This is a genomic window from Streptomyces xanthophaeus (assembly GCF_030440515.1).
Classification (GTDB): domain Bacteria; phylum Actinomycetota; class Actinomycetes; order Streptomycetales; family Streptomycetaceae; genus Streptomyces; species Streptomyces kutzneri.
In genome coordinates this window covers 7,764,553-7,790,503 of record NZ_CP076543.1, presented here as the reverse complement: position 1 = coordinate 7,790,503, position 25,951 = coordinate 7,764,553, and the positions used below count along the sequence as shown (strand labels likewise).

Below are 25,951 nucleotides of genomic sequence, written 5' to 3'. Positions count from 1 at the left end.
ACCTCCATCTGGGGCGGTGGGCCGACGGGTGGGCGGACTGGGCGGACCTGCGGGTGGGAAGCGCTGCACGGCGACGGGCGGCGTGGAAGGAGAGGTTCGGCGGACCGGCGAGCGACCGGCCGCTGAGCGAGCGGCCGTCGGCGCGGGACCTCCGTCCGGCGCTCCCGCGGGCCGGGCCGTCGGGTGCCGGATCAGGGGGCGGGTGCGCGGGCCAGTCCGCCGGCCGGTCCCGCGTCCTGCCGGGGTACGCCGTCCACGGCGAGCAGGCCCGCGGTGAGGGGCGCCGTGGCACCGATGCGGCCCGCGATACGGGGTGCCGCGACCGCTCCGAGCATGTTCGCCACGGCCGGCGGGAGTTGGCCCGCCCCGGTGGCCGGCGGGCAGGGCGATCCATACGGAACCCAGCAGCGCCATCAGCACATTGCCCGCGGCGACCCGGCCGGTCACGAACAGCCTGGGCGGGATCAGGGCGTCCGGTCGGCGGCGTTCGACCCGGGCGAAGAGCGCGAGCAGGACGACGGCCCCCGGAGGGAGCCCCGCACCCCGGCGTCGGTCCAGCCGGCGCGGGGGTGCTGTGGTCAGCCCCCACACCAGGCAGGTCAGGGCGAGGGTGACGGTCGCGGTACCCAGCAGATCGAACCGCCCGGATCCGTGGTCGGCGGCCCGGGGCACGAGCGTCGCCGCGGCGAGCAGGACCGGTGTCGTCCCGAGCGCGACGGCGTGGAAGACCCAGGGCCGTCCCCACGCCTGGGTGAGCACGCCTCCCAGCAGCACGCCACCCGCTCCCCCGGCGCCGGTGACGGCGCCCCAGACGCCCAGGGCCCGGCCCCGGCCGGGGCCTGGAGGGAACAGGTTCATGTGAGGGCGAGCGCGGCGGGGGGCGATGGCTGCGGCGCCGACGCCAGGGCGTAGGCGTTGACCACCCAGGTGGTGCCGCCGTCCGACAGGCCCACTCCGGAGCGGATCTGCGGCAGCGCCACGTTCACGATCGAGGTGGCCGGCACGACGGTGAACTGCGCTGCGGCCAGGGCCGCGAGTGCGGCTCCCTGGCGGGGCGGGGCGTCTGCCCCGTCCTTCGTGCGTCCAAGGTTCATGGCGCACAGACTCGATGCGGACGGTGTCCACTATCCAGGCCCGGCGGGGGCGATCACGGTTCAGTGCTGTCCGCCCCTGTCCACTCGGCCGAACCCCGCCTCGGGCTCGGTGGAGTCGGCCGCCCGTGCTACGGCGGGGACGGCATGCACCGCCCCCCGCCGTGGCCTCGGGAGCCCGAACGGGCTCCGGTCGCTCAGCCCACGCGTTCGATACGTGCCCGCCGGATCAGGTTCTTGCCCGGTTCCCGCACCGTCTCGAACGCGGCGTTGTTCAGCAGGACACAGCTGCCCGACGGGCCGTTCACCGTGACGGTCGTCGACTGGCCGTTGTCCAGGTTGGTGACCTTCAGCTTCGTCCCCACCGGGAACGTCCCGCTCGACGCCGCAGGCGCACCACCCTCGCCCGACAACGTCACCGTCGACCCCTGGCACACCACCTCACCGGTCGCCGCCGGCACCTGCGCACCCGCCCCACCGGACGCACCCGCCGCAGGAGCGGAAGGAGCCGCAGGAGCGGCGGGAGCCGCTGCGTCACCGCCACCACCCACGCGTTCGATACGCGCCCGCCGGATCAGGTTCTTGCCCGGCTCCCGAACCTTCTCGAACGCCGCATTGTTCAACAGCACACAACTGCCCGACGGACCGTTCACCGCCACCGTCGTCGACTGGCCGTTGTCCAGATTCGTCACCTTCAGCTTCGTCCCCACCGGGAACGTCCCGCTCGACGCCGCAGGCGCACCACCCTCACCCGACAACGTCACCGTCGACCCCGGGCACACCACCTCACCGGTCGCCGCCGGCACCTGCGCACCCGCCCCACCGGACGCACCCGCCGCAGGAGCAGAAGGAGCCGCGGGAGCCGCCGCGTCACCGCCACCGCCCACCCGTTCGATACGCGCCCGCCGGATCAGGTTCTTGCCCGGCTCCCGAACCTTCTCGAACGCCGCATTGTTCAACAGCACACAACTGCCCGACGGACCGTTCACCGCCACCGTCGTCGACTGACCATTGTCCAGATTCGTCACCTTCAGCTTCGTCCCCACCGGGAACGTCCCACTCGACGCCGCAGGCGCACCACCCTCACCCGACAACGTCACCGTCGACCCCTGGCATTCGACGTCGGGGACAGCGGCATTGCCGATCGCCACGGTGGCGGCGACCCCGCCGATCACCATCGCTCCCGCGACAGCAGAGAGAACGAGCTTCTTCTTGAGACTCATGGTCCGTTTCCTGGACACTTGACACTCCTCGATCCGATGGACGTTGCCCCCCTGACGTCCTGCATACGGCCGACTTCCCGGGCGAGTTCAGACCTGTTGCCTTTTTACGAAACAGGCCGCGAGGAGGTTTGAGGCGCTGCGAGGCGATCCGCCACGGGGCTCGTGACTCACGGGACGACATGCGAAGGAGCAGGTCACGGCCCCAAGGCCCGGGGAGGTCGACAGGTGTGCGGCACGCGTGCCGACGGTCTCGACCGACGCGGGGCGAGGAGAACACAGGCACCTTTAAGGTTCAGTTGATCTGCCCTTAACCATTCCCGGGCGCCGCTGAACTCAGGGCTCGCGCCGTGCGGGCCTGCCTCCACCGCCCTGGTGATGCACCCCCGCGTAGCCTTCGCCCGCACCGCTCGGAGCAGGGCCGGAGCGGTCGGCGATTCCGACTCCCCCAGGCGCAGCCGTGGCCGGACCAGTGGTCGGCGCACGGCATCCCCTGCATGGGGAGCGGGAGCCTTCTCGGTCTCGCGGGCGGACGCCCGCCAAGGCCCGACCGGCGGGCCGTCCGCATCCCTTGGGAAACGTGTCGGGCCAGCATCATCGTTTCTTCCCTTCCACGCCTGTGACCTGCGAGGAAGCCGTGTTCCACGTACGAGTGACATGGTCGGGATTCGGTGGTTTTGGGGTGCCGGCTTCGGGATCATGGTTCCGGTTCCGCACATGACGAAGGCATGGGGCTTTTGTCATTTGTAGGCCGTCCCCATGCCCGTTTCACGTCGTGCCCGGGGACGGCCCCCGCCGTGTCCCCCGTACCGGGGGCGGGCGGGTACCGCACACCGGACGCAGGGTCGTACCGCCGGTTCCAGGTCTGTGCCGTCAGTCGCGGGCCGACCGGTGACGCGGCTCGACCGCACCACGAGACAGAGGAGCAGGACTACATGTCCATGCCTGTTGTGAGCATCTGGGACAACACCATCCCGGGCGCCCAGCCCCACCACCCCAGGGCATCCGCGTGGGACACCGTCTGGCCCCTCACAGGGGGAACCGCCTGGGTGTTCTACAGCAATCCGGGCCAGACCCATGTCATGAGGCCGGTGATCCTCGCCGATGGCTTCTCGGCCGGGAAGAGCGATCCCGACGCCCTGTGGAACGGCCTGGAGAACGGCGAGTACCCCTTCATCTCCAAGTTGAAGGAGGCCGGCTTCGACCTGGTGCTCCTGGGCTTCGACGAGCGGTCCGCGTCCATCACCGACAACGCCGGCGTGGCGATCCAGTGCATCGAAAAGGCGATCGCCGACCGCGAAGGGACCGCCAAGCTGACGGTCGGCGGATTCAGCATGGGCGGGCTGGTCACCCGCTATGCCCTCGCAAAGATGCACCACGACGGTCACGAGCACGAGACCGCGACCTACCTCTCCTACGACACCCCGCACAACGGAGCCTGGCTGCCGATCTCGGTACAGGCCTTCGCCCACTTCGTGAAGGACAACTGGGGCAGCCTCCCCGGATTCGGCGAACTCCTCAGCAGCTTCTCGCGGATGGTCAACAGCGCGGCCGCCCGGCAGTTGCTGCGCTGGCACATCGAGACCGTCACCGCGGAGGCCGGCCAGGACCGGGCCCGTACCGACTTCCTCGCAGAGCTGGAGCGGGTGGGCAGCTGGCCCCCCGGCGTACGGCGGCTCGGGGTCGCCAACGGCACGGGCACCGGTGCCGGGAACAACATCCCTGCCGGCGTGACGGCGATGCGCACCACCGGTGCGGAGCTGACGGGCACCCGCCTCGACACGCAGGACACGGGAGAGCAGGTCGTCGCCCTCCTGAACAAGACCGGAGACCCCGAGATCCGGATCACCACCAGCGGTCTGCCCGACGTCGACGGCGCTCCCGGCGGGCTGTTCCCCGAGGCACTGAACCTGCCGGGCCGCCCCGCGAACTTCGGCACCGCCGCCATGCTGGCCGGACTCCTCGAAGGCGAGCCGGCGGAACTCACCTACAACGCGACCACGTTCGTTCCGAGCGTCAGCGCCGTGGCGGCCGGTGAGATCGACGACCGCGACGCGCTCTACAGCAAGATCGACACCGCCTCCAGCGAGCTCGACCACTTCATGTGCGCGACCGAGAACCAGGGGCACACGGTCATCACCGTGGAACTCGGCGAGTGGATCCTGGACAAGCTCCAGACCCCCTGACCCCTGTCCCCCGTCCCGCTGCCTCGCCGGGGCCCTCCGGCGGAGAAGGTGCCGCTCATCGCCGTACGGCGGTGAGCGGCTCCGGTGCGTCGAGACCGTCCGCGCCGCCGCCCGCCCTCGCTCCGGCTTTCGGTGGACCACATGGTCTCCGCACGGTGGCTTGACCGATGGACCTGCGGCAACGTAACTTCGAGCCGACCGGCCCGTGAACTGATGGAGGAGGCGAAGTCGGATGTCGATCATCTCCGAACTGCACCGCCCCGCGCATCAGATCGCCTGGACTCCGGGTCTCGTAGCACACGGCTGCTGAACAGCCCTCTTCTCCGGTGTGCCCTTCTGCGGCCCCGGCATCTTTCGATTTCTCACACCGCCTGCGGCACGTCGTCGCGTGCCGAGTCGCGCCCCGGATTCTCCCCGGGCTGCGCCAGCGAAATAGAAAGCCCCTGAAATGGCTACTAGCATAATCAGCTCGACCATGCGCGGAAATGAGGATGTGCCATGGTAGCGGCGCGGATCACCGTCAACGGGAAAGAGACACCGCTTTCCCCGGCTGCACCCCACACCACTGTGCTCGATCTCCTGCGCGAGCGTGGCCTCACCGGCACCAAGGAGGGCTGCGCCGAGGGTGAGTGCGGCGCCTGTTCGGTCCTGGTGGCCCGTCCTGGCGTGAACAAGCCCACCGACTGGGTGGCCGTCAACGCATGTCTGGTGCCGGCCGCGGCACTGGACGGCCAGGAGATCATCACCTCCGAAGGTCTCGCCACGGTCGGCGAACCCGGTACGCGGCCCACGCTGCACCCCGTACAGGAGGAGATGGCGGTCCGCGGCGGCTCCCAATGCGGTTACTGCACCCCCGGGTTCATCTGCAGCATGGCCTCCGAGTACTACCGGCCCGACCGCTGTGCACACTCCGAGCCTGCCGACAGCAGCGAGGCCGACGACGCCGAGCACGGTCCGAACGGCTTCGATCTGCACTCGCTGAGCGGCAACCTGTGCCGCTGCACCGGCTACCGCCCGATCCGCGACGCCGCCTTCGCGGTCGGTGAGCCCGCCGAGGACGACCCCCTTGCGCAGCGTCGTGAGCAGGACCCGCCCGCGCCGGTCGCCACCGAGTACACCCAGGACGGCGCCACGTTCCTGCGGAAGGACACCCTGGCCGAAACGCTGCAGCTGCTGCGCGAGCGGCCCGACGCGGTCGTGGTCGCCGGCTCCACCGACTACGGCGTCGAGGTGAACATCCGCTCCCGCCGGGCGGAGTGCGTGGTCGCCATCGACCGGCTGCCCGAGCTCCGGGAGCTGCGCGTCGAATCCGACCACATCGAGATCGGGGCGGCGGTGACGCTCACCGAGATCGAACGCCGCCTCGACGGCGACGTCCCGCTGCTGGCCGAACTGTTCCCGCAGTTCGCCTCCCGACTCATCCGCAACAGCGGCACCCTCGGCGGCAATCTGGGTACCGGCTCACCCATCGGTGACAGCCCGCCGGTGCTGCTCGCCCTGGAGGCGTCGCTCGTGCTCGCCGACGCCGACGGTGAGCGCGTCGTCCCGCTCGCGGAGTACTTCACCGGCTACCGGCAGAGCGTGCGCCGCCCCGACGAACTGATCCGAGCGGTGCGCATCCCGCTGCCGCTGTCGCCCGTCACGGCCTTCCACAAGATCGCCAAGCGCCGCTTCGACGACATCTCCAGCGTGGCGATCGGATTCGCGCTCGACATCGAGGGCGGAATCGTCCGCAAGGCGCGCATCGGTCTGGGCGGCGTGGCCGCCACCCCGATCCGTGCCCTCGCCACCGAGGCCGCCCTGGAGGGCAAGCCGTGGTCGGCGGAGACCGTCGAGGCCGCGGCCCGGGTGCTGCGGGGTGAGGGCACGCCGATGAGCGATCACCGTGCCAGCTCCGTCTACCGTTCCGCGATGCTCGGCCAGAGCCTGTTGAAGCTGCACGCGCAAACCACCGAGGCGGTGTCTTCATGAGCCATTTGTCCGAGCGTCCCGAGAAGCCGGTGGTCGGCGTCTCCATGCCGCACGAGAGTGCCGTGCTGCACGTCACCGGCACCGCGCTCTACACCGATGACCTGGTGTACCGCACCAAGGACACGCTGCACGCCTACCCGGTCCAGGTCATGAAGACCCGGGGCAGGATCACCGCGCTGCGTACCGGGCCCGCGCTCGCCGTGCCGGGTGTGGTCCGCGTACTGACCGTTGCCGACGTGCCCGGCGTCAACGACGCCGGCATGAAGCACGACGAGCCGCTGTTCCCCGACGAGGTCATGTTCCACGGCCACGCGGTCGCCTGGGTGCTCGGTGAGACCCTGGAGGCGGCCCGGCTCGGTGCGGCGGCCGTCGAGGTGGAACTCGACGAGCTGCCCTCCATCATCACGCTGAAGGAAGCGATCGCGGCCGAGAGCTTCCACGGCGCGCGGCCCGTGATGGTGACCGGCGACATCGACGCCGGCTTCGCCGACTCGGCGCACGTGTTCACCGGCGAGTTCCAGTTCTCCGACCAGGAGCACTTCTACCTGGAGACGCACGCCGCGCTGGCCTACATCGACGAGGCCGAGCAGGTGTTCATCCAGAGCAGCACCCAGCACCCCTCGGAGACCCAGGAGATCGTCGCGCACGTCCTGGGTCTGCACAGCCACGAGGTGACCGTGCAGTGCCTGCGGATGGGCGGCGGCTTCGGCGGCAAGGAGATGCAGCCCCACGGCTTCGCGGCCATCGCCGCGCTCGGCGCCAAGCTGACCGGCCGGCCGGTCCGGGTACGGCTCAACCGCACCCAGGACCTGACCATGTCCGGCAAGCGGCACGGGTTCCACGCCGACTGGAAGATCGGCTTCGACGCCGACGGCCGCATCCAGGCGCTGGATGCCACGCTGACCGCGGACGGCGGCTGGAGCCTGGACCTGTCGGAGCCGGTCTGCGCCCGTGCGCTGTGCCACATCGACAACACGTACTGGATTCCCAACGCGCGGGTCGCCGGTCGCATCGCCAAGACCAACAAGGTCTCGAACACGGCCTTCCGGGGCTTCGGCGGACCGCAGGGCATGCTGGTGATCGAGGACATCCTGGGCCGGGTCGCGCCGCTGCTCGGGCTGGACCCGATGGAGCTGCGGAAGCGCAACTTCTACCAGCCGGGCCTGGGTCAGTCGACGCCGTACGGCCAGCCGGTCCCGCAGGCGGAACGGATCGCCGCCGTCTGGCAGCAGGTCGAGGAGAACGGCGGCATCGCCGACCGCAAGCGCGAGATCGCCGCCTTCAACGCCGCGCACCCGCACACCAAGCGGGCGCTCGCGATCACCGGCATCAAGTTCGGCATCTCCTTCAACCTCACGGCCTTCAACCAGGCCGGCGCGCTGGTGCTGATCTACAAGGACGGCTCCGTCCTGATCAACCACGGCGGCACCGAGATGGGCCAGGGCCTGCACACCAAGATGCTGCAGGTGGCCGCGACCACGCTGGGTATCCCGCTGCACAAGGTGCGGCTGGCCCCCACGCGTACCGACAAGGTCCCCAACACCTCTGCCACCGCCGCCAGTTCCGGGGCGGACCTCAACGGCGGCGCCGTGAAGAACGCCTGCGAGCAGTTGCGCGCACGGCTGCTGCAGGTGGCCGCCAGCCAGCTGGGTTCGAACGCCTCGGACGTGCGCATCGTCGACGGTGTCGCTCGTACGCTGGGCAGCGACAAGGAGCTGGCCTGGGACGACCTGGTGCACACCGCGTACTTCCAGCGCGTTCAGCTGTCGGCCTCCGGTTACTACCGGACCGAGGGGCTGCACTGGGACGCCAAGGCTTTCAGGGGCTCGCCGTTCAAGTACTTCTCCTACGGCGCCGCTGCGGCCGAGGTGGAGGTGGACGGCTTCACCGGCGGGTACCGCATCCGCCGGGTGGACATCGTGCACGACGTCGGCGACAGCCTGTCCCCGATGATCGACATCGGTCAGGTCGAGGGCGGTTTCGTGCAGGGCGCGGGCTGGCTGACGCTCGAGGACATGCGCTGGGACACCGGTGACGGGCCGAACCGCGGCCGGCTGCTGACCCAGGCCGCGAGCACCTACAAGCTGCCGAGCTTCTCGGAGATGCCTGCGGAGTTCAACGTCACGCTGATGGAGAACGCCACCGAAGAGGGCGCGGTGTACGGGTCCAAGGCGGTCGGTGAGCCTCCGCTGATGCTGGCGTTCTGCGTGCGCGAAGCGCTGCGGCAGGCCGCCGCCGCGTTCGGGCCCGCCGGTGTCAGTGTGGAACTGGCCGCCCCCGCGACGCCGGAGGCGGTCTACTGGGCGATCGAAGCGGCCCGTGAGAAGGCCGACGTGCGCGGCGGCGACAGCCACGTGCCGGGCGGCAGCGAGATCCGTACCGACACAAGCGCTTTGAGCAATGCCTGACATGACCTGGATCGCCGCGGTCACGCGGTTGCGAGCACGCCGGGAGCCCGGCGTGCTCGTGACCGTCGCGACCGTGCGCGGCCACGCGCCCCGTGGGGCCGGTGCCAAACTCGTCGTGGGACAGACCGAGACCTGGGGGTCGATCGGCGGCGGCAACATCGAGGCCGTCGCCATCGACCGGGCCCGCCAGCTGAATGTCGAGCCCGATCCGGAGCCGGAACTGATGGAGTTCGCCCTCAACGACAAGGTCATCGGTCCCCACGGTGTGCAGTGCTGCGGCGGCGCCGTGAGCCTGCTCCTCGAACCGCTGCCGGTGGTCCAGGCGGTGGCCGTCTTCGGCGTCGGGCACGTCGGACTGGAGCTGGCCCGCATCCTGGCCCGCCACAACCTGGATCTGCACCTGATCGACACCCGCTCCGACATGCTCACCGACGAACGGCTCGGTGTGCTCGCGGATGCGGTGGCACAGATCCACGTGCACCACACACCGCTGCTTCCGGAGGAGGTGCTCTCGGAGCTGCCGCCCGGCGCCCACGTCCTGATCATGACCCACGATCACGCCGAGGACGCCGCGCTGTGCGACGCCGCCTTGCGGACGGCCGGTCTCGGCTCGATCGGACTGATCGGCTCGGCCGCCAAGTGGGTGCGGTTCCGCAAGCGCCTGGCCACCGAGGGCGGCCACGACGCCGCCACCATCGACCGGATCAAGACTCCGATCGGAATGACCGAGATCACCGGCAAGGAACCTGCCACGATCGCGGTGAGCGTCGCGGCGGACCTGCTCCGGACCTTCGAGCAGGACCGCCCCACGGCGGTACCGGACCCGGTGGCCGAGGTACCCGTGGTCCCTGAGGTCCGGGAGGTCGAGGTCCGGGAGGTCCCCGCGGTCCGAGAGGTCCCAGCGGTCCGCGCGACCCCAAGGACCCCCGCGGGCCGCGAGGTCCGCGTACGCTCCGGCATCCGTTAGGGCGCTTCTTCCGGATCCCGCCGTGCCGGGCGAGCCCGGCCGGCAGGATCCGGAAGAGACAACCGTCAGCCGCCGAGCGCGCTCAGCTTGTGGGCGTAGAGCACACGCTGGCAGTAGTCCGTTCCGTCCGGGTCCGCCGGGGCCTTGGTCGCCGTGCAGTCCTGCGCCGACCCCGGGCGGTGCTCCGAGAGGGACCAGAGGCGCCCCGTGCCGCGCTCGACGTAGAGGTCCTCGGCTCCCCGGGCGGTCTTGACGGCCTGGCCGTCCTGGACCAGTCGGCCGTCGTCGGCCCACTTGTAGCGCCACAGGTTGCCCGGCTCGTCCGTGCCCTTGGACTCGTTCACGTACAGCGTGCCGTCGTACGCCGCCGCACCCTGGGCGCCGCCGCCGGCCAGCGGCAGGTAGTTGGCCCAGCCCTGCGCGGGGACGTCGGCCGAGCGGCCTTCCAGGGCCGCGACCGGGTAGGAGGCGATGCGGCCGGTGGAGGGGTGGCCGCTCTCCGGACGGCAGTACTCGCCCATGATCAGGCGGTCCGGGGTGGTGCTGCGGTCCAGGGAGATGTAGGAGCTCTTCGGGGCGCCGGTGGCGACACAGGCGTAGGAGCCCTTGGGGTTGCCCTGCGCCGCCTTGAACTTCCACGCGGCCACCTGCGGCATGACGTAGCGGTAGCCGAAGCTGTACCAGACGTTGTCGTGCCGCCCGACCTTCGTCTTGACCTCGACGTTCGAGGTGGTCCTGACCCCGTCGGTGTCGGTCCCGATCTCGTCGTGCGTGCTGGGGTCGCCGTCCGGGTCCAGGTCCAGGATGTGGCGCATGTCGAAGACGCGCAGGCCGTTGCGGGTGTCCGCGACGTAGAGGTAGTTGCCGTACCAGACGATCCCGCCGGCGTGGACGCCCTTCTGGATCGGGTACTCGGCCGCGTGCAGCCCGTCGAAGGAGACGTGGTCGGCGGAGTTCACATAGGTCCAGCCCAGCAGGACGTGCCGATACTTGATCTCGGGACTGCCGGTGGCGGGGTTGGTCCGGCTCTGCACGAAGGTGATCCGGACGCCCTTCTGGTTGCAGGCGTCGTCGGCCTCCAGCTCCGCCTCGGTGCAGTCGCCGGCCGTCGGGAGCGGGTCGTTCTCCCGGCCCGGGTCCCAGCCGTCGTAGGAGGCGAACAGCTGGATGTTCGCGGCCTCGCCCCACCGCTCGTCGGCCTTGGCGTCGGAGACGCCGGTGATGCCCTGCGGGACCCACTCCTGCGAGATGGAGTCGTCCTTGTGCAGGCAGTACTTGATGTCGGGGTCGGGGGCCGTGCCGAACGGGTCACGGGAACACCACGGCTCGATCGTGCGGTTCGCCCCGGCCAGCAGCTTCTGCACGCCGCCCGAGCTGGGCAGCACCGAGGCCAGGCGGGTGACCCGCCGGGTGGTTTCGCCGTTCATCTCGCCGGGCTGCAGCGTGAAGTCTCCGGGTGAGGCCGCGCCGCCGGGAGCGGTCCAGCCTGCGGCGCCGAGCGGCGAGGGGGCTCCCTCGGCCGTGCGGGGCTCCTGGATCCAGGTCCCGGGCGCATCCGGCGCGGGGTCCTGCGCCTGCGCCGGTGCCGCGAGACCGGTGAACGCGAGCGCCGCGACGGCGGCGGTGGCGGCCGCGATCCAGGTGCGGCGTATTCGACTTGAGGGCATGCGGGGGTTGCCTCCGTTGCTCGGGCGACAGGGGAGTCAAGCGGAGGGTTCCAGAACACTTGTGCGCGACGCAAGCGTGATCGTTTCAGTAACGGCCTTGTTCAGCAGCACAGTTGGAGGCGCAAGCGTGTGGCGAGGGGGGTCGCCGGTTCGCCGGGTGGGCGAAACCCTGTGCACCGGTGCGACCGATGGGCCCGGGCCGGCGTCTCAGTGGGTGACGGTCCGCACCCAGGGGGGAACATTGAAGCAGCGCTCAGGACGTTTACTCGGTATGGCTGTCGCCGCGTCGGTCGGCCTGGTCGGTTGCGGCAGCAGTGCGCCCTCCGACGGACCCGCCCCCGATTCCCGCCCGTCTGCCGTACCGGCGTACGTGGTCGCCTACCGTGCCGGACACACCGCGGGCAAGGCCGTCTACGACTCCTCGGGGAAGGGCGCGGCCGTGCGCGAGACCGTATGGGGCGGCTGTACCCGCCGGGCCCTGCAGGCAGGCAGCGACGCCGAGATGGATCGTGGCTCCTGGGTGCGAGGCTGCCTCGACGGCGTCGCCAACGCCCCTGAGCGATTGCCCGCCGGCCCCGTGATCGAGCGGACCGCGGATACGGAGATGCTGGAGCGGTTCCGCGCCTGGGCTCGCACCAAAGGCCAAGCGCGGCAGGCCGACCACGCCCGCGCGCTGGTCGTGGCCCGACTGACCGAACACGACTACGACGTCGAATTGAGCACGGACTACCCGGCAGGCTCCGGAACCGCCGAAGCTGAATCGCTTGCCCGAAGTTTCGTCGAGTCGTGGGACGGCGATCACGGCCGGGACGGTACCGCCAGGAACGTGCTGGTCCTCGGGTCGTCCGGAGAGAGACTGACCGCGCAGCGCATCTGAGGAGCGGCAACGGCCCCGTATCACCGGCCCTTCGCCAGGCGTCCCGCCGTGGGATCGGGGTCCCGCCACATCGGCCAAAGGGTCGGCCCGCCCTCCGGGAGCCGGATCTCTGCGGTGACGCGGAAGCCCAGCTTCTCGTAGAAGGGAAGGTTGGTGACGTTGCTGGACTCCAGGTAGGCGGGTTGCCCGAGCCGGTCGCAGTCGGCCAGCTGCTGACCGAGCAGCGCCGACCCGACCCCCATCCCCTGGAGTCCCCGGTCCGTCCCCACCGACGGCAGGTACCAGTGCGGCGGCCGCGGATGGGCCTCGTCCATGGCGTTCCGGACCTCCCCGGCCCGCGGCAACCCCCGCAGGCCGAAGATGCTCGCGTACCGAGGGAGCGCCGCCAACTCCTGTACCGCGGAGGGCTTCCAGTGCCCGGGCCCCGACCACAGCGCGGCCGCCAGCAGCCGCCCCTCGCCCGTCGCGGCGACCCGGACGGCACCGGCGCGGGGCCGCTGCTGCCGCTGGGCCAGCCGGAAGTAGCGGGCGATCCTGCGTTCCCGGTCGGCAGCGGGAACCATCCATGCCATGACCGGGTCGTCGGCGAAGGCGCGGGTCAGGAGCGCGGCGACCGCCCCTGACTCGGCGGGCCGGGCGAACCGGATCCCGTACCCGGCGCACGGCGGTGCTGGACGTGTGCTCATGGGGCCACGGTAGGCAGCGGGGCCGGCCCGGCCCGGCCCGGCGGCGATGGACACGCCGTACGAGCCACCCGCTCGACCCGGCCCGCAACGGCCGGCAACGCCGCCCGCCGTCGGCCGGCCAGGGCGTCCGAGCGGGGTCAGGAGGTGCGCTTCAGGGTCCAGGTGTTGGGGTTGAAGCTGGGGACGGCGGAGTAGCGACAGCCACTGGAGTAGTAGGTGTTGGTGATGGTCCAGCCGGCGGGCGGCCACGTGGACGCGCAGGCGTTGACCTGCGTGCCGACCGGGTAGCCCCTGAGGTCCTTGATCTGCTTGGTGTTGGGCGTGAAGCCGGAGCCGCAGCCGCCGCTGTTCCACCACTGGGCGTCCACCCAGCCGTCCGGGGTGAGCGTGCTGGAGCACATGGTGAGCGTGTCGCCGGGTGCCGCCGAGGCGGGGCTCGTGGCAAGGGTGAGAGCGGTGACGGCGGCCATGGTGGCCAGAGCGGCGGCGTGACGGATGCGGATCACGGGACGTTCCTTCCTCGGCGCGCTGGGGCCTCTGCCGACCGTCGGCAGGCCGTACCAGGCGCCTCGTCATTGCTATCCGACCCGTTCCGGCTGCAGAAAGTCACCTTTGGGGCATAACTCTGCGACGGTTTAGAGCCGTCGCGGTCAGCCGATCGGCTTCCGCATCTCGGCACGCACCTTGAGGGTCGTCTCGGCGGTCTTGGCCAGGTCGACGGACCCGGGCTTCTGCTGCACGGTCTCCTCGCTGACGATGCCGACCGTGGCGCCGGTGTTCTCGTCGACCCAGGCGCACATCGGCAGGGAGCTCTCGACCCCGCTCTGCCGCACCGTCAGCACCTGGCAGGACAGGGTGATGTCGGATCCGGTCGGCGTGATGTCCCGCGCGGGCACCGCCAGGGACGCGCCTTCGGACTCCGCGGCGCCGCGCAGCATCTTCTTGCGTGCTCCCGCGGTGTCCTTGAACCGGCCGTACATCCCCGAGACGACCAGGGCGCCCGACTCCTTCGGGGACTCGGAGGCGTACTGACCGGCAGTCGGCTTCGGATCGCGGACCGTCGAGTCGTAGCTGCCCTCCAGGGCCTTCTTGCCCGCGGTGGCCGAATGATCCTGGACCAGCTCGTACTTGCCGTCCACGAGGGTCTTGGGAACGGTGAGCCGGTACCGGGCCTCGGGGAAGCCGGATCCGGTCAACCTGGCGCCGACCGCGCCGACCGCGCCGAGCACCAGCACCGCTCCCGCGATGATCCCGATCACCATGCCGATCCGGTTCTTGCGCGGCGGCATGCCCGTCGGCGGCTGTCCCCAGGCTCCATGACCCGGGTACGGCTGCGGCGGACCGGGCTGCCCCGGATACGGCTGTCCCTGGTACGGGTGCTGGTGCGCGGGCGGTGCGGTGTACGGCTGTCCACCGTAGGGATGCGGGGGCTGTGGGGGCTGCGGGGGCCCGTACGGGCCGGGGGGTTGCTGGGGCTGCGGCATGCTCATGATCGAACGGTACGCCAGCCCCGCGTACCGCAGGATTCCGGCCGCCCGTGGTCGCGGGGACGGCCCTCGGGGTTCCGATCTCTCCGGGCCGGTGGACGCGTGATCTGGGCCGGAACCCGCCCTGGAAAGTAGGATCAAGGAATGTCTGACACGACCGAAACTACGCCCGGCTGGCTGAGCAGCGACGAGCTGGAAATGGCCCGGGCCCAGATGCCGATCCTCTACGTCGAGGCCGTCCCCGTACGCGTGGACGACACCGGCGAAGTCACCACCATCGGACTGCTCCTGCGGATCGGCACGGACGGGGCGATGAGCCGGACCCTGGTGTCCGGCCGTGTCATGCACCACGAGCGGATCCGTGACGCCCTGCTCCGCCACCTGGAGAAGGACCTGGGCCCCGTGGCCCTGCCCCGTATCCCCGCGTCCCTGCAGCCCTTCACGGTCGCCGAGTACTTCCCCACGGTGGGTGTCACCCCCTACCACGACCCCCGCCAGCACGCGGTGTCACTCGCCTACATCGTGCCGGTCACGGGTGACTGCCGTCCCCGTCAGGACGCCCTGGACCTGGTCTGGTTCAGCCCGCAGGAAGCGCTCTCGGCAGCCGTGCAGGGCGAGATGCCGGGTGGTCACGCGGCGCTGCTGAAGCAGGCGCTCGCGCATGTGGGGTACACGTACTGAAGTCGCGCCGCGCGCACTGCGCGACGCTCCTCCACGCCGGTCCGGTCGCCGCCCCTGATGGATGCCGGCAGCGACCGGGGCCGGCCGGCCCCGGCTACGGGGTCTGCGCCGGGGTGAACTTCGTGAGGATCAGCAGGGTGTCGACGAGGTCCTCGGCGGGGGCTCCGGTCGCCAGGCGGCGCAGCTGCTGCCCGAAGACCAGGGCCACGGCCACCCCGGCCAGTCGTTCGGGGTCCGGGACGCCGAGCTGGGTCAGGATCCGGGCGGCCAGCAGGTCGTAGGCGGCGAAGCACTCGGCCGCGGCAGCGCGCAGCCGTTCGTCCCGGCCGGCCTGGACGTACAGCTCGAACGGCGCGATGTGGCGGCTGTCGAAGGCGTTCCCGCCCGCCACCTGTGCCACCACGTCGGCCGCCTGCCCGATGTCGAACCGCTCGTCGGAGCATGCGTCGGCGAGCGCCGTGAAGTGCCGGGTCTCCTCCGCCACGAAGTGCAGCAGGCTCTCGCGCAGCAGTTCGTGCTGGGTGGCGAAGTGGTAGGTGACGGAGCCGAGCGAGACTCCGGCCTCCTTGGCGATCCGCCGGTTGGTGACGGCGGCGATGCCGTCCTGCCCGATGATCCGCAGTACGGCGTCGATGATGCTCTGGCGGGTGTCGGAAGCATGGGACATGGCGTAATTCTGCCCCATGGGCCGGCCCGATCTCCCGCCCGGGGCCGGGGAGTTGGGGACGACCAGGTGTGGACAAGGAGCGGAGCCGTCCATACTGTTCGTTCGAACGAACAGTTGAGGGACTTCGCCAGCCGCACGGGAGTGCTCGTGGACATATCCGGATCGAACGTTCTGCTCACCGGCGCCACCGGAGGCATCGGCGCGGCCCTGGCCGCGCGCCTGACCGCGCAGGGGGCCCGCCTCACGGTCACCGGGCGGCGGGAGGAAGCCCTCAAGGCCACCGCCGACGCGTGCGGCGCCCGTACCGTGGTCGCCGATCTGGCCGTACGGTCCGACGTCGTACACCTCGCCGAGAGCTGCGCGGAGACGGACATCCTCGTCGCGAACGCCGCCCTGCCCGCCAGCGGCGACCTCCTGGACTACACCGAGGACCAGCTCGACCGAGCCCTCGACGTCAACCTCCGCGCGCCCGTCCTGCTCTCCCGGCTGCTCGCGGAGCCCATGGTGGGCCGCGGTCGGGGCCACATCGTGCTGGTCGGCTCCCTTTCCGGCAAGGCGGCCACCAAGTCGACCTCCCTGTACAACGCGACGAAGTTCGGGCTGCGCGGATTCGCGCTCGCCCTGCGCCAGGAGCTGCGGGGTACGGGGGTGGGGGTGTCCCTGGTCCAGCCCGGTTTCGTCCGCGACGCCGGGATGTTCGCGGCCACCGGTGCCACCCCGCCGAACGGCATCAGGACCGTCACGCCCGGCCAGGTCGCCGACGGCGTCGTACGAGCCGTCCGCCGCGACCGCTGCGAGGTCAACGTCGCGCCGCTGGAGCTGCGGCTGCTGAGCGCCATCGCCGGGCAGTTCCCCGGGTTCGCCGAGCGCGTCCAGGCCCGTACCGACGTCGACGGGTCCGTGCGACAGATCGTCGAGGCCCAGCGCTCACGCCGTTAGCCGGGCGCGGCCCGTCCCGCGCACTCCCGCACTCCCGCACTCCCGCACCAGCACGAACGCCTTCCACGCCACCCCACGTGAACGGAGAGCACGGCTGTGCCGAGTGAACATCTCCCGAGCGATGCGCCCGACCCGCGCTCCGGTCCCGGCTCCGGTCCCTCTGTCGAGCGGCGGTCCCTGCTCCGCTTAGGGGCCCTGCTGGCCGCGACCGCGGGCGGAGCCGCCGCGCTGGTTCCCGCACCGATCGCGCACGCCGCGACAAAGGGCCAGGGCACCGACACGGTGACCACCACCTACCGCGGCCTCTCCCCCTACGGCAACGACCAGTGGGCGTACGTCGCCTTCGACGTCCCCGCCGGTGTCCAGCGGATCTCCGTCGCCACCACCCACGACGCCGCCGCCGGGATCCTGGACCTCGGCATCTTCGGCCCGGCCGGCTTCCGCGGCTGGTCGGGCGGCGCACGGTCGGGTTTCACCCTCTCCGCGGCGGACGCCACCCCCGGCTACGTCCCCGGACCCGTCGAGCCCGGCGCCTGGTCGGTCATCCTGGGCCCGATGGTCGGCAGCACCGGCGGTATGGCCTGGCAGGTCGACGTCACCCTGCACCACGGGGAACCGCTGCCCCGGACCCCGTACGACGTCCTGCCGGCCTCGGTGGCTGGGCGGGGCCCCGGCTGGTACCGGGGCGACCTGCACCTGCACAGCGTCCACTCGGACGGGCAGCGCACGGTGGAGGAGATCGTCGCGGCCGCCCGCCAGGAGGGGATGCACTTCATCGCCACCTCCGACCACAACACCAGTTCCACCGGAGTGACCTGGCGCGGCAATGTCCCGACCGATCTGCTGGTCATCAACGCCGAGGAGGTCACCACCCGCCACGGCCACTGGCTGGCCGTCGGCCTGCCGCAGGGCGAATGGGTGGACTGGCGCTACGGCCCCGCGGACCAGGGAGCCTTCGAGGGCCAGGCCCGGCGCGTGCACAGTCTGGGCGGCCTCACGATCGCCGCCCATCCGCTCACTCCGGCGGCGGGATCCTTCTGGGAGTTCGGCCTCGACCGGGTGGACGCGCTGGAGGTGTGGAACGGACCGTGGACCCTGGACGACGCGGCCAACATCGCCGCCTGGCACGTCATGCTCTGCCTCGGCAAGCGGGTCGCCGCCGTCGGCAACAGCGACGCGCACAGCCCCGCGGACGCCGTCGGACGGCCCCACAACGTCGTGTACGCCGACCGGTTGTCGACGCCCGCCGTACTGGACGCTCTGCGCCTGGGCCGGTCGTACGCCGTCGAATCCGCGGCCGTGACCCTGGACTTCACCGCCCGCGCCGGCGGAGCGGTCGCGGGACCCGGTCAGGAGCTGCCCCTGTCGTTCTTCGACGCCGTCGACGTGACCTTGAACGTGACGGGCGCTCCCGACAGCATCGCCACGCTGTACACCGAGTGGGGCATCATGGCCGCCACCTGTATCGACGGCAGCGGCAGGGGGCAGCTGCGCTGGCGCGGCTGGGGCAAGGCCTCGCTGTTCGCCCGGGCCGAGGTGCGCCGGCCCAAACCCGCCTCCACCACCCTGGACCAACTGGTGGCCATCACCAACCCGGTGTGGTTCTACTCCGCGCAACTGCCCCCGTACGACGTCGAGCGGCGAGTGCTCTTCCACACCGAGCGCCGCCCCGACGGGTCGTGGAGCGGCATGCGTCCGCTGCCGGGGGCTTCGGGATCCGGCTCCGGCTCGGGCTCCGGCTCGTTCGCGGGGGTGCAGAGTGCCGTGGCCGGCATGGCGGACGGCTCGGTCGTGGTGCTGGGCATCGCACCCGACAACGGTCTGTGGCTGACCGCCGTACGGGATGCGGCAACGCTGCAGCCCTGGCGGCGCGTCGCGGGGCCGGACGGCTCTTCCGGGTTCACCGTGCGCGAGGCGGACATCGCGGCCTTCCCCGACGGCACCTGCCAGATCGTGGTGACGGCCATGGACGGCACCGTCTTCCACCAGCAGCGCCGCGCCGACGGCGGGCTGCCCGGGTTCCGGGCCCTGCCCGGCTCCACCGCGAAGGGCCGTTGGGGCGCCACGAAGGTGTCGATCGCCGCCATGCCCGACGGGTCCGCCCAGTTGCTCTGCTACGGCACGGACGGTGCCATGTACCACTGCGCCCGCGGGCGGGACGGGACGTGGACGGCCTGGGGGCGCCTGGCCGGCTACGACGGGGCCCCGACGTTCTCCGGTCCGGCCCTGGCGATCACCGGGATGCCCGACGGGTCCTCCCAGGTCCTCGCGATCGGGCTCGACGGGATGGTCTACCACCAGCTGAGGCGGCCGGACGGTTCCTGGACCGGCTTCCGGCCGCCGCGGGGCGTCACCACGGCGACCATGGGGGCCAGCGCCATCGGCATCGCCGGGACACCCGACGGCTCCGCCCAGGTCGTGGCGGTCGGGCTCGACGGACGGATCTGGCACAACGTCAGGAGGCCGGACGGCTCCTGGACGCCGTTCTCCCAGGTACCCGGCCCGAACGGGCGGGACCCCTTCGCCGCGGGGCAGGTCCGCATCACCGCGCTCCGCGACGGCTCCACGCACGTGGCGGCCATCAGCGCCGGCTAGGTGCACCGGCCCGCGGAGTCGTCCGTTGTCAGCGGCGTGCTGAGGGGTCCGCGAAGCCCGGCGGGCCCACCTGGCCCACCCGGCCCACCAGCACGCCGCTCGGGGCGATCACGCACGGCAACGTGCCGATGCGCCCGGCCCGTTCCCCGCGTCGTCACTCCTGCAGCAGGCTCGTCACCAGCTCGCGCGGCATCCCGTGGGTGTCGTGGAGGTAGTGGAAGTCCTCCTCGGTCAGCGGGCCCCGGAACCGGGGGCGGGCGAGCACCTGCCGCCCGCGTTCCAGGAGCCGGCGGAACCGGCGCTCCTCCTCGCGCAGGATCCGGCGTACGTCGCCCGGGCTCATGTCCTGCCGGAAGTGGTCCAGGGTGTGCCGGACGAGTTCGTCGGGCAGGTCGTCGATGCCACGCGAGGCGTCCTCCCGCCACAGCACGGTGAGCATCCGCCGCACGAGGCGTCGCAGCACGTAGCCCTGGCCGGTGTTGGCCGGGCGCACGCCGTCGCCGAGCACCACGACGGCCGAGCGCAGGTGGTCGCAGACCACGCGCAGCGACCGTTCGTCCAGGGGCCACAGGCCCGGTACGAGGCTGCGCCAGGGGTCGAAGACGTCGCACTCGAACACGGACGGCTTGCCCTGGAGCAGGGAGGCGAGCCGCTCCAGGCCTAGGCCGGTGTCCACGTTGCGCTGGGGAAGGGGCACCAGGGAACCGTCGTCGAGCCGGCGGTGGGTCATCGTCACGTGGTTCCACACCTCCACCCAGCGGTCGTCGCGGGTGGGCGTCGACTCGGGCGGGCCGTCGCCGCTCCACAGGAAGATCTCCGAGTCGGGACCGCAGGGGCCGACGGGCCCGTTGGACCACCAGTTGTCCTCCACGGTGAGTTCGACGGGGACGCCGAGCTTCTGCCACAGCTCCAGGGAGGCGGTGTCGGGCCCGGTCCGGTCGTCGCCGGCGTGGACGGTGGCGTACAGCCGGCCCGGATCCACGCCCAGCCCCTCGGTGAGGAGCCCGTGTCCCCAGTCGAGACTGAGCGGGCCTCCGTAGTCGCCCAGCGACCAGGTGCCGAGCATCTCGAAGACCGTCAGGTGGGTGGCGTCGCCGACCTCCTCCAGGTCCGTGGTGCGCAGACAGCGCTGGACGTTGACCAGTCGCCTGCCCAGCGGGTGGGGGCGGCCCTCCAGGTACGGGGTGAGCGGGTGCATGCCGGAGGTGGTGAAGAGTACGGGGTCGCCGGGCGGTGGCAGCAGCGTCGAGCCGACGATACGGCGGTGCCCGCGGTGTTCGAAGTACTCGACGAACGTGTCGATCAGCTGCTCGGTATTCATGGGGTGACTCCTTCGCGTCGAGCGGGAGAGGCACCGGAGAACGGGACCGTGCAGTCTCCGGCCGGGGGCAAGGGCGCCACGGCACAACCGACGGACCGTTGTCCGGTCGCCGGGGAGAGGGGAAGGTCAGGCGGCGGCAACCGGCGAGCTGGTCGCTCGCGCGGTCGCGGTGGTGCTGGGGCCGGTGACGTTCATGGGGCCCACGATAGTGCCGGCCCACCGCCGGTGCTCGGGTATTTCCGCGCCGGCGGCAGGGGTGGGCAGCTCGCCCGGGTTTCCTTCACCGCCCACGCCGGTCCGGTCGCGGACCGGACGGAACGAATCGTGCGGCGTTCCGCCTCGGCGCGGCTATCGTGCGGCATCAGGGAACCGGTTCGGGGGAGGGACTGTGGCACTACTCGATCAACTGCCCGCTCTGATAGGCGTGGTGGTGGGTTCGCTCGGCTCCTATGCCGTACAGACCCTGACCGAGCGGCGGCGGTGGAGGCGGCAGCGGGAGGAGCGGTGGGACGAGAAGCGCTTCGAGACGTACGGCCGTTACGCCAACGCCCTCAAAGCACAGCTTCGCGTCGCCCAGCGCATCGGCGCATCTCTCGGATTCGCGGACGTGGCCGACCCTCTGGCACCGGCCGTGGGTCTGCCCATGCTCGCCGACGCGGAGTCGCACCGGGCGACGGAGTGGGAGTCCGTCCTGCTGGTCGGGGACGCGGCGACGATCGCGGCGGCGCGGCACTGGCACGAGACGATCTGGACCGTGGAGCTGCTCGTACGGGAGGGCGTGGCCGACGGCGAGAGGTGGACGCAGGCGCATCGGCTCGCGAGTGCGGCGCGTGACGCCTTCTACGAGAGCGCGCGGCGCGACCTCGGAATAGAGGGGGCTCCACCGCCGTCGGGGCAGTGGCCACGACAGTGGCGGGCCGAGCTCTCCGGGTGAGGGTCCCCGGGGCCGGCCGCCTCGATCCGATTTCGGTGCACGCGTCAGGCACGCTCCAGCATCCGGCGGCGCAGGGCGTCGTAGACGGGTTCGCTGCCCAGCCGGTCCGCGGTCACGCTCGCGGCGAAGCACGCAATCAGCAAGGGCAGCAGGAGCGTGCCGCTCCCCGTCATCTCCGCGACCAGGACGGCGCCCGTCAGTGGTGCCCTTACGACGCCCGTGAACACCGCGGCCATCCCCACCACGGCGAACGCGCCCGCGCCCGCCGAGCCGGCCGGCAGCAAGGGGGAGGCGATCGCGTGGGTGAGCGTCCCCCACAGGGCTCCCAGGGCCAGCAGTGGGGCGAACAGGCCGCCGGGAGTCGCGGCCGCATAGCTCAGCGGGCCGGCCACGAACCGGACGGCGAGGCAGAGCACCAGCGCCGCCACCGTCAGGCTTCCGCCCGTCAGCAGCCGCTCGCTCAGCTGGTCACCGCCGCCCGTGAGGAGCGGATCGATGGCCATCAGCGCGCCGACGCCGGCCCCGATGACCGCGGCGCGTGCGACGAGGGGCACCCGGGTCAGCCGGTCGCACACCTCCAGTGTCCGTACGACCAGAGCGCTGTAGGCGGCGCCCAGCGCGCCGGCCGTCACCCCGGAGAGCAGGAAGACCGGCAGCATCCACAGCGGTGGGGCGGGGGCGTCCGACAGCGGAAGGACGAGCGCGTCACCCACGATGAGCTGGGAGCAGGCCACCGCCGTGACGGTGCCGACGAGTGTCAGGAGCACCAGACGCGGCCGGACGGTGCCGGTCACCTCCTCGCAGACGAACAACAGCCCGCCCAGCGGGGCGGTGAACGCCACCGCCAGGCCGGCCCCACCGAGCGCGGTGTGCAGCATGCGGACGTCCTCCGCGCCCTGCACGTCCTCCGCGCCCCCTGAGTCCATGGAGTCCCCTGCGTCCAGGTGGCCGCGCCGGCCCGCCGCGGACCCGATCGCGGCGCCCATGTGGACGATCGGCCCCTCCCTTCCCAGAACCAGGCCCGAGCCGATCGCGATGAGACCACCCAGGAACTTCGCGGGCAGCAGCCAGGCCGCACGTGCCTCGGCCTCCTGCCGCCATACGGCTTCCACGTGCTGGATCCCGCTGCCCGCCGCGTGCGGGACCCGCCGGGCGATCGCACACGCCACCGCGGCGCCCACCGCGGTGAGGGCGACCGGAATCAGTCGGCCCGCCGCTCCCAGCCCGGCGGCCGCCTCCAGAACCGAACCGCGCAGTTGGTCGGCGTGCTCCAGGCACCACCGGAATCCGCCGCCGACCAGCCCGACGAGAGCGCCCGCCACCCCCGCGATCACGAAGGGGCGGCCTGACCGACAAGACACCCCCTAGTGCTGGGGCAGGTAGGTCTTGGCGTCCTCGTACGTCCCCTCACCGGGTGCGGGGGCCACGGCGTAGAAGAGGTTCAGCACACCGGTCCGGAAGGTCTCGGCGGACACCAGCTCCAGCGGGATCGACGGCGCGTCCTCCTCGAACAGGCGCATGCCGTTGCGTACGGCGATCGGGTGCAGGAGGAGGTTCAGTTCGTCCAGGAGCCCGGCGGCCAGCAGTTGACGGACGACGGAGACCGAGCCGCTGATCCAGACGGGTGCGTCCGTGTCCGGCTCGTTCTTCAGCGCGGCGACCGCTGTGGCGAGGTCGCCGACGAGCAGTTCGGAGTTCCGCCAGGTGAAGTCCGACGGGCCGTTCGACACCACGATCTTGCGGGCGTCACCGAGCACCCGGGCGAACGGGGCGTCCTCCCCTCCGGCGGCTTCCCGGTCCGGCCAGGCGCCCGCGAAGCTGTCGTAGGTCCGGCGCCCGAGCAGCAGGGTGTCGGCCCTGCCGAGGGTCGCGTCGACGGCCGCGCCCATCTCCTCGTTGAAGTAGGGGAAGTGCCACTGGTCGGGCGCCTCCACGACACCGTCGAGCGAGATGAACAGCTGCGCCCTGATCTTCCTCATAGCGGTCTCCGGGAGCTGGTGGTCGGTCCGTCCGCGTACGGCCCCATCCAAGGGCACGCGACGGCCGGACGCCGCACGACTCCCCGGCAGGGGCGGACACGGATTCGGTGCGGGGAGGGCGGCGGCCACTGACCGAGTAGCCCGGAGAACTGATCAGGCGCCGCACCTGGCGGCAGCGCTGTCGCGCCGAGGAGGCGTTGTAGGCCGGTGACAGATCGGCGGTGCAGGGTGGCTGACGGTGCGACCCCGCCCGTCGTCCCACCGACCCGCCGACCCGTGTACCGCCGTGCCAGGAGCCGCCCTCGTGAACGCTGACTCCGTACTGCCCCACCGGCACGCGCCCGGCGCCCGGACGCCTCACGACGACGTACCGCTCCCGAAGCGGCGCGGGCGTGCGGGCGCGACCCTCCACGGCGTCGGCGCGGTCACCGCCGTCCTGCTCGTACTCGCGGCCATCGGGGCGGCGATCGGCGAACCGGTGCTCATACCGTCCCTTGCCGCCAGTGCCGGAGTCCTGCACAGCACGCCCACCCTGCCCACGGCCCAGCCCCGGAGCGTCGTCGTCGCGCATCTGCTGGGTGCCGGAGCCGGGTACGTGGTCCTCGCGCTGTGGCAGAGCAGCCCCTGGAGCGCGGCGCTGGCCGGAGGGCTGACGTTCGCCGCGACCACCCTCGCCCGGACCCCGCACTCGCCCGCCTGCGCCACCGCCGTCGTCGTCGTGCTCCAGGCCCCGGCACCTGCGCGGTTCGTCCCCCTGCTGCTCGGCGCCACCGTGGTCCTCGTCCTCGCCGGCTTCGCGGCGTCCCGCGTACGCCGGGAAGCAGCGCGTTACCCCGTCCGCTGGTGGTAGCGGCGGTGCGATGGTCCGGATCCGTCGAGACGCCTCGCCCGTCCGCCGCCTCGCGCACGAGAAAGCTCAGATTGCGCCCAAGACGCTTGGTCCTTGTGCATTTTCCATGCATATGATCAGCCGCCGACGGGGGGAGACGTGGACATGGCGGCAGATTTCGATCAGGAGCGGGACCGCGGGCGCGAGGTCGCGGAATCGGTCGTGGAGGTCCACCGCCACGAGATCGGCTCCGCCGGCGCACCTGCTCCGACCCGGTTCCAGGACTTCGTACGCGCGGTGCGGGCGGACACCGGGGCGGGGGTCTGACGATGGGGCGCCTCTGGGACAGGTTGACAGGCACCAAGTACCCCGCCGGCGGTGTCAGCCCCCTGCGCACCATGGAGCTGCGGGAAGCACTGCTCGCGCTCAACGCCCGAGACGTACCGTTCAGCGTGCGCGAGGCCTTCGCCAAGGAGAAGGCCGACCTGGTGGCGGAGTGCAGGATCCCCAAGGCGGAGCTGAGGCTCAAGACCCGCATGCGCCTGGTGCCTGCGAAGCGAGAGGTGCTCGTCCTGGAGGAGCGGTGGGAGCCATCGCACGATTCCGGTCAGCAGTACGGCCGTGGGGGCTTCTCGGTGTACCGGCGGTGGGAGTACCGCCGTGGTGCCGACGGCCGTCGGCACAAGGTCGAGACGTTCCGCTTCGACACGCGGGACGTGAGAGATCCCCTGCGCACCGTTGTCCTCAACGCGGGATGGACCTGGCGGGGAGTGCTGTTCCGGTACTGATCACACCCGGATCAGCGGGGCAGGATGCGCAATACTGCCTCGCGTTCGCCGCTGAGCCGCAGGCCTTGCTGTACTGCGGCGCTCAGATCGAGGTCGCCGAGCAGGGTCGCGGCCAGCAGGTGCGGCGGTCCGGTCAGTGACGCGGTGGGGTGGTCGACCCGGCCGGCGTGGGTGTGCACCGAGCCGTCCTTGACTTCGATGACCAGGTCCTCGCTGCCGTCGGCGTGCAGTTGCAGGGCGATTGCCGGCTGGTCGGGGCGGTGGTCGGTCAGTGCCCGGGCGGGCATGTCCAGCCAGTGGGTGCGGAAGGTCTCGCTGCCGCCCGGCTCACGCAACAGCGGCATGCCCCACCGGCTCAGCTCCCGCAGCACCGGCTCCAGCTCGCGGCCGCGCTCGGTGAGGGAGAACAGGGTGGTGGCCACCGGCGGCGGGGCGGCCTCGCGGTGGATCAGGCCGGCTTCCTCGAGTTCGCGGAGCCGGTCGACCAGCAGGTTGCTGGCGATCCCGGGCAGCCCGTTGCGCAGGTCGGTGTGCCGGCACGGCCCCAGGGCGAACAGTTCACGGACGATCAGCAGGGTCCATCGGTCGCCGACGGTGTCCAGTGTTTTCGCGATGCCGCAGTACTGCCCGTAAGTGCGCATGCCACCACCCTACATCG

The 25,951-nt window shown here is 71.5% G+C and carries 22 protein-coding genes and 4 pseudogenes; 12 read left to right on the top strand and 14 right to left on the bottom strand.

The genetic code is table 11. From position 1 onward, the window contains the following. Positions 1–191 precede the first annotated feature (191 nt). The 5 genes and pseudogenes from KO717_RS35080 to KO717_RS37550 form a co-directional block, all read right to left on the bottom strand. On the bottom strand, positions 192–344 hold the full coding sequence (locus KO717_RS35080; RefSeq protein ID WP_301373673.1) for a hypothetical protein: 153 nt from the start codon (positions 342–344) through the stop codon (positions 192–194). 510 nt (positions 345–854) lie between these two features. Next, entirely contained in the window at positions 855–1,094 is a 240-nt protein-coding gene (locus KO717_RS35075; protein WP_301373672.1) for a hypothetical protein, read from the bottom strand. 194 nt (positions 1,095–1,288) lie between these two features. After that, positions 1,289–1,633 (bottom strand): annotated as a pseudogene (locus KO717_RS37560) (hypothetical protein); the annotation flags it as partial. 3 nt (positions 1,634–1,636) lie between these two features. Next, positions 1,637–1,969: pseudogene (locus tag KO717_RS37555) on the bottom strand (hypothetical protein); the annotation flags it as partial. A 3-nt stretch (positions 1,970–1,972) separates the two neighbouring features. Further along, a pseudogene (locus KO717_RS37550) lies at positions 1,973–2,233 on the bottom strand (hypothetical protein); the annotation flags it as partial. A 1,013-nt stretch (positions 2,234–3,246) separates the two neighbouring features. Here KO717_RS37550 and KO717_RS35065 point away from each other — a divergent pair. From KO717_RS35065 to xdhC, 4 genes and pseudogenes are all read left to right on the top strand, one after another. Continuing rightward, positions 3,247–4,497 (top strand): esterase/lipase family protein, encoded by a 1,251-nt coding sequence (locus KO717_RS35065; protein WP_301373669.1) that lies wholly within the window; start codon positions 3,247–3,249, stop codon positions 4,495–4,497. Positions 4,498–4,995: 498 nt separating this feature from the next. Next, positions 4,996–6,468 (top strand): xanthine dehydrogenase small subunit, encoded by a 1,473-nt coding sequence (locus KO717_RS35060; RefSeq protein ID WP_301373668.1) that lies wholly within the window; start codon positions 4,996–4,998, stop codon positions 6,466–6,468. After that, complete coding sequence (gene xdhB / locus KO717_RS35055; RefSeq protein ID WP_301373667.1) at positions 6,465–8,876, top strand: xanthine dehydrogenase molybdopterin binding subunit; 2,412 nt, start codon at positions 6,465–6,467, stop codon at positions 8,874–8,876. Before KO717_RS35060 ends, xdhB begins: the two co-directional genes overlap by 4 nt. A gap of 1 nt (position 8,877) precedes the next feature. Further along, positions 8,878–9,678 (top strand): annotated as a pseudogene (xdhC, locus tag KO717_RS35050) (xanthine dehydrogenase accessory protein XdhC); the annotation flags it as partial. 230 nt (positions 9,679–9,908) lie between these two features. On the opposite strand, the gene KO717_RS35045 reads toward xdhC, so the two are convergent. Continuing rightward, a complete protein-coding gene (locus KO717_RS35045) occupies positions 9,909–11,510 on the bottom strand; it encodes a hypothetical protein (protein WP_301373666.1) in 1,602 nt (533 codons plus the stop codon). Between the two features lie 271 nt (positions 11,511–11,781). Between KO717_RS35045 and KO717_RS35040 the strand changes: the two genes are divergently transcribed. After that, the gene (locus KO717_RS35040; RefSeq protein ID WP_301373664.1) at positions 11,782–12,387 is read left to right on the top strand and encodes a hypothetical protein; all 606 of its coding nucleotides are present in this window, start codon (positions 11,782–11,784) and stop codon (positions 12,385–12,387) included. Positions 12,388–12,407: 20 nt separating this feature from the next. On the opposite strand, the gene KO717_RS35035 is transcribed toward KO717_RS35040, so the two are convergent. The 3 genes from KO717_RS35035 to KO717_RS35025 all read right to left on the bottom strand — a co-directional run bounded on the left by KO717_RS35035 (position 12,408) and on the right by KO717_RS35025 (position 14,563). Next, a complete protein-coding gene (locus KO717_RS35035) occupies positions 12,408–13,073 on the bottom strand; it encodes a GNAT family N-acetyltransferase (RefSeq protein WP_301373662.1) in 666 nt (221 codons plus the stop codon). 137 nt (positions 13,074–13,210) lie between these two features. After that, on the bottom strand, positions 13,211–13,579 hold the full coding sequence (locus KO717_RS35030) for a hypothetical protein (protein WP_301373660.1): 369 nt from the start codon (positions 13,577–13,579) through the stop codon (positions 13,211–13,213). 144 nt (positions 13,580–13,723) lie between these two features. Beyond that, positions 13,724–14,563 carry a hypothetical protein gene (locus KO717_RS35025; RefSeq protein ID WP_301373658.1) on the bottom strand — a complete coding sequence of 280 codons (840 nt, stop codon included), beginning with the start codon at positions 14,561–14,563 and terminating at the stop codon, positions 13,724–13,726. 141 nt (positions 14,564–14,704) lie between these two features. Here KO717_RS35025 and KO717_RS35020 point away from each other — a divergent pair, with 141 nt between their 5' ends. Beyond that, positions 14,705–15,241 carry an NUDIX hydrolase family protein gene (locus KO717_RS35020; RefSeq protein WP_301373656.1) on the top strand — a complete coding sequence of 179 codons (537 nt, stop codon included), beginning with the start codon at positions 14,705–14,707 and terminating at the stop codon, positions 15,239–15,241. A gap of 94 nt (positions 15,242–15,335) precedes the next feature. Here KO717_RS35020 and KO717_RS35015 read toward each other — a convergent pair whose 3' ends face one another. Then, on the bottom strand, positions 15,336–15,908 hold the full coding sequence (locus tag KO717_RS35015; protein ID WP_301373654.1) for a TetR/AcrR family transcriptional regulator: 573 nt from the start codon (positions 15,906–15,908) through the stop codon (positions 15,336–15,338). Between the two features lie 147 nt (positions 15,909–16,055). Here KO717_RS35015 and KO717_RS35010 point away from each other — a divergent pair, with 147 nt between their 5' ends. Then, positions 16,056–16,847 (top strand): SDR family NAD(P)-dependent oxidoreductase, encoded by a 792-nt coding sequence (locus KO717_RS35010; protein WP_301373652.1) that lies wholly within the window; start codon positions 16,056–16,058, stop codon positions 16,845–16,847. Between the two features lie 96 nt (positions 16,848–16,943). Beyond that, positions 16,944–19,442, top strand: a complete 2,499-nt coding sequence (locus KO717_RS35005) for a CehA/McbA family metallohydrolase (protein ID WP_301373650.1) — start codon at positions 16,944–16,946, stop codon at positions 19,440–19,442. 154 nt (positions 19,443–19,596) lie between these two features. Here KO717_RS35005 and KO717_RS35000 read toward each other — a convergent pair whose 3' ends face one another. Continuing rightward, the gene (locus tag KO717_RS35000; RefSeq protein WP_301373648.1) at positions 19,597–20,763 is read right to left on the bottom strand and encodes an alanine--tRNA ligase-related protein; all 1,167 of its coding nucleotides are present in this window, start codon (positions 20,761–20,763) and stop codon (positions 19,597–19,599) included. Between the two features lie 388 nt (positions 20,764–21,151). Between KO717_RS35000 and KO717_RS34995 the strand changes: the two genes are divergently transcribed. Next, positions 21,152–21,697 (top strand): hypothetical protein, encoded by a 546-nt coding sequence (locus KO717_RS34995; protein WP_301373646.1) that lies wholly within the window; start codon positions 21,152–21,154, stop codon positions 21,695–21,697. A gap of 44 nt (positions 21,698–21,741) precedes the next feature. On the opposite strand, the gene KO717_RS34990 is transcribed toward KO717_RS34995, so the two are convergent. Beyond that, positions 21,742–23,019, bottom strand: coding sequence for a ClC family H(+)/Cl(-) exchange transporter (locus tag KO717_RS34990; RefSeq protein WP_301373644.1), 1,278 nt, complete (start codon positions 23,017–23,019; stop codon positions 21,742–21,744). A 42-nt stretch (positions 23,020–23,061) separates the two neighbouring features. Further along, positions 23,062–23,676: a dihydrofolate reductase family protein gene (locus KO717_RS34985; protein ID WP_301373642.1), complete on the bottom strand. Its 615-nt coding sequence runs from the start codon at positions 23,674–23,676 to the stop codon at positions 23,062–23,064. Between the two features lie 304 nt (positions 23,677–23,980). Here KO717_RS34985 and KO717_RS34980 point away from each other — a divergent pair, with 304 nt between their 5' ends. The 3 genes from KO717_RS34980 (at position 23,981) to KO717_RS34970 (ending at position 25,293) form a co-directional block, all read left to right on the top strand. Then, positions 23,981–24,526 (top strand): HPP family protein, encoded by a 546-nt coding sequence (locus tag KO717_RS34980; protein ID WP_301373640.1) that lies wholly within the window; start codon positions 23,981–23,983, stop codon positions 24,524–24,526. 144 nt (positions 24,527–24,670) lie between these two features. Then, entirely contained in the window at positions 24,671–24,832 is a 162-nt protein-coding gene (locus tag KO717_RS34975; protein WP_301373638.1) for a hypothetical protein, read from the top strand. 23 nt (positions 24,833–24,855) lie between these two features. Continuing rightward, entirely contained in the window at positions 24,856–25,293 is a 438-nt protein-coding gene (locus KO717_RS34970) for a hypothetical protein (protein WP_301373636.1), read from the top strand. Between the two features lie 11 nt (positions 25,294–25,304). Here KO717_RS34970 and KO717_RS34965 read toward each other — a convergent pair whose 3' ends face one another. After that, entirely contained in the window at positions 25,305–25,934 is a 630-nt protein-coding gene (locus tag KO717_RS34965; protein WP_301373634.1) for a winged helix-turn-helix transcriptional regulator, read from the bottom strand. Positions 25,935–25,951: the final 17 nt, after the last annotated feature.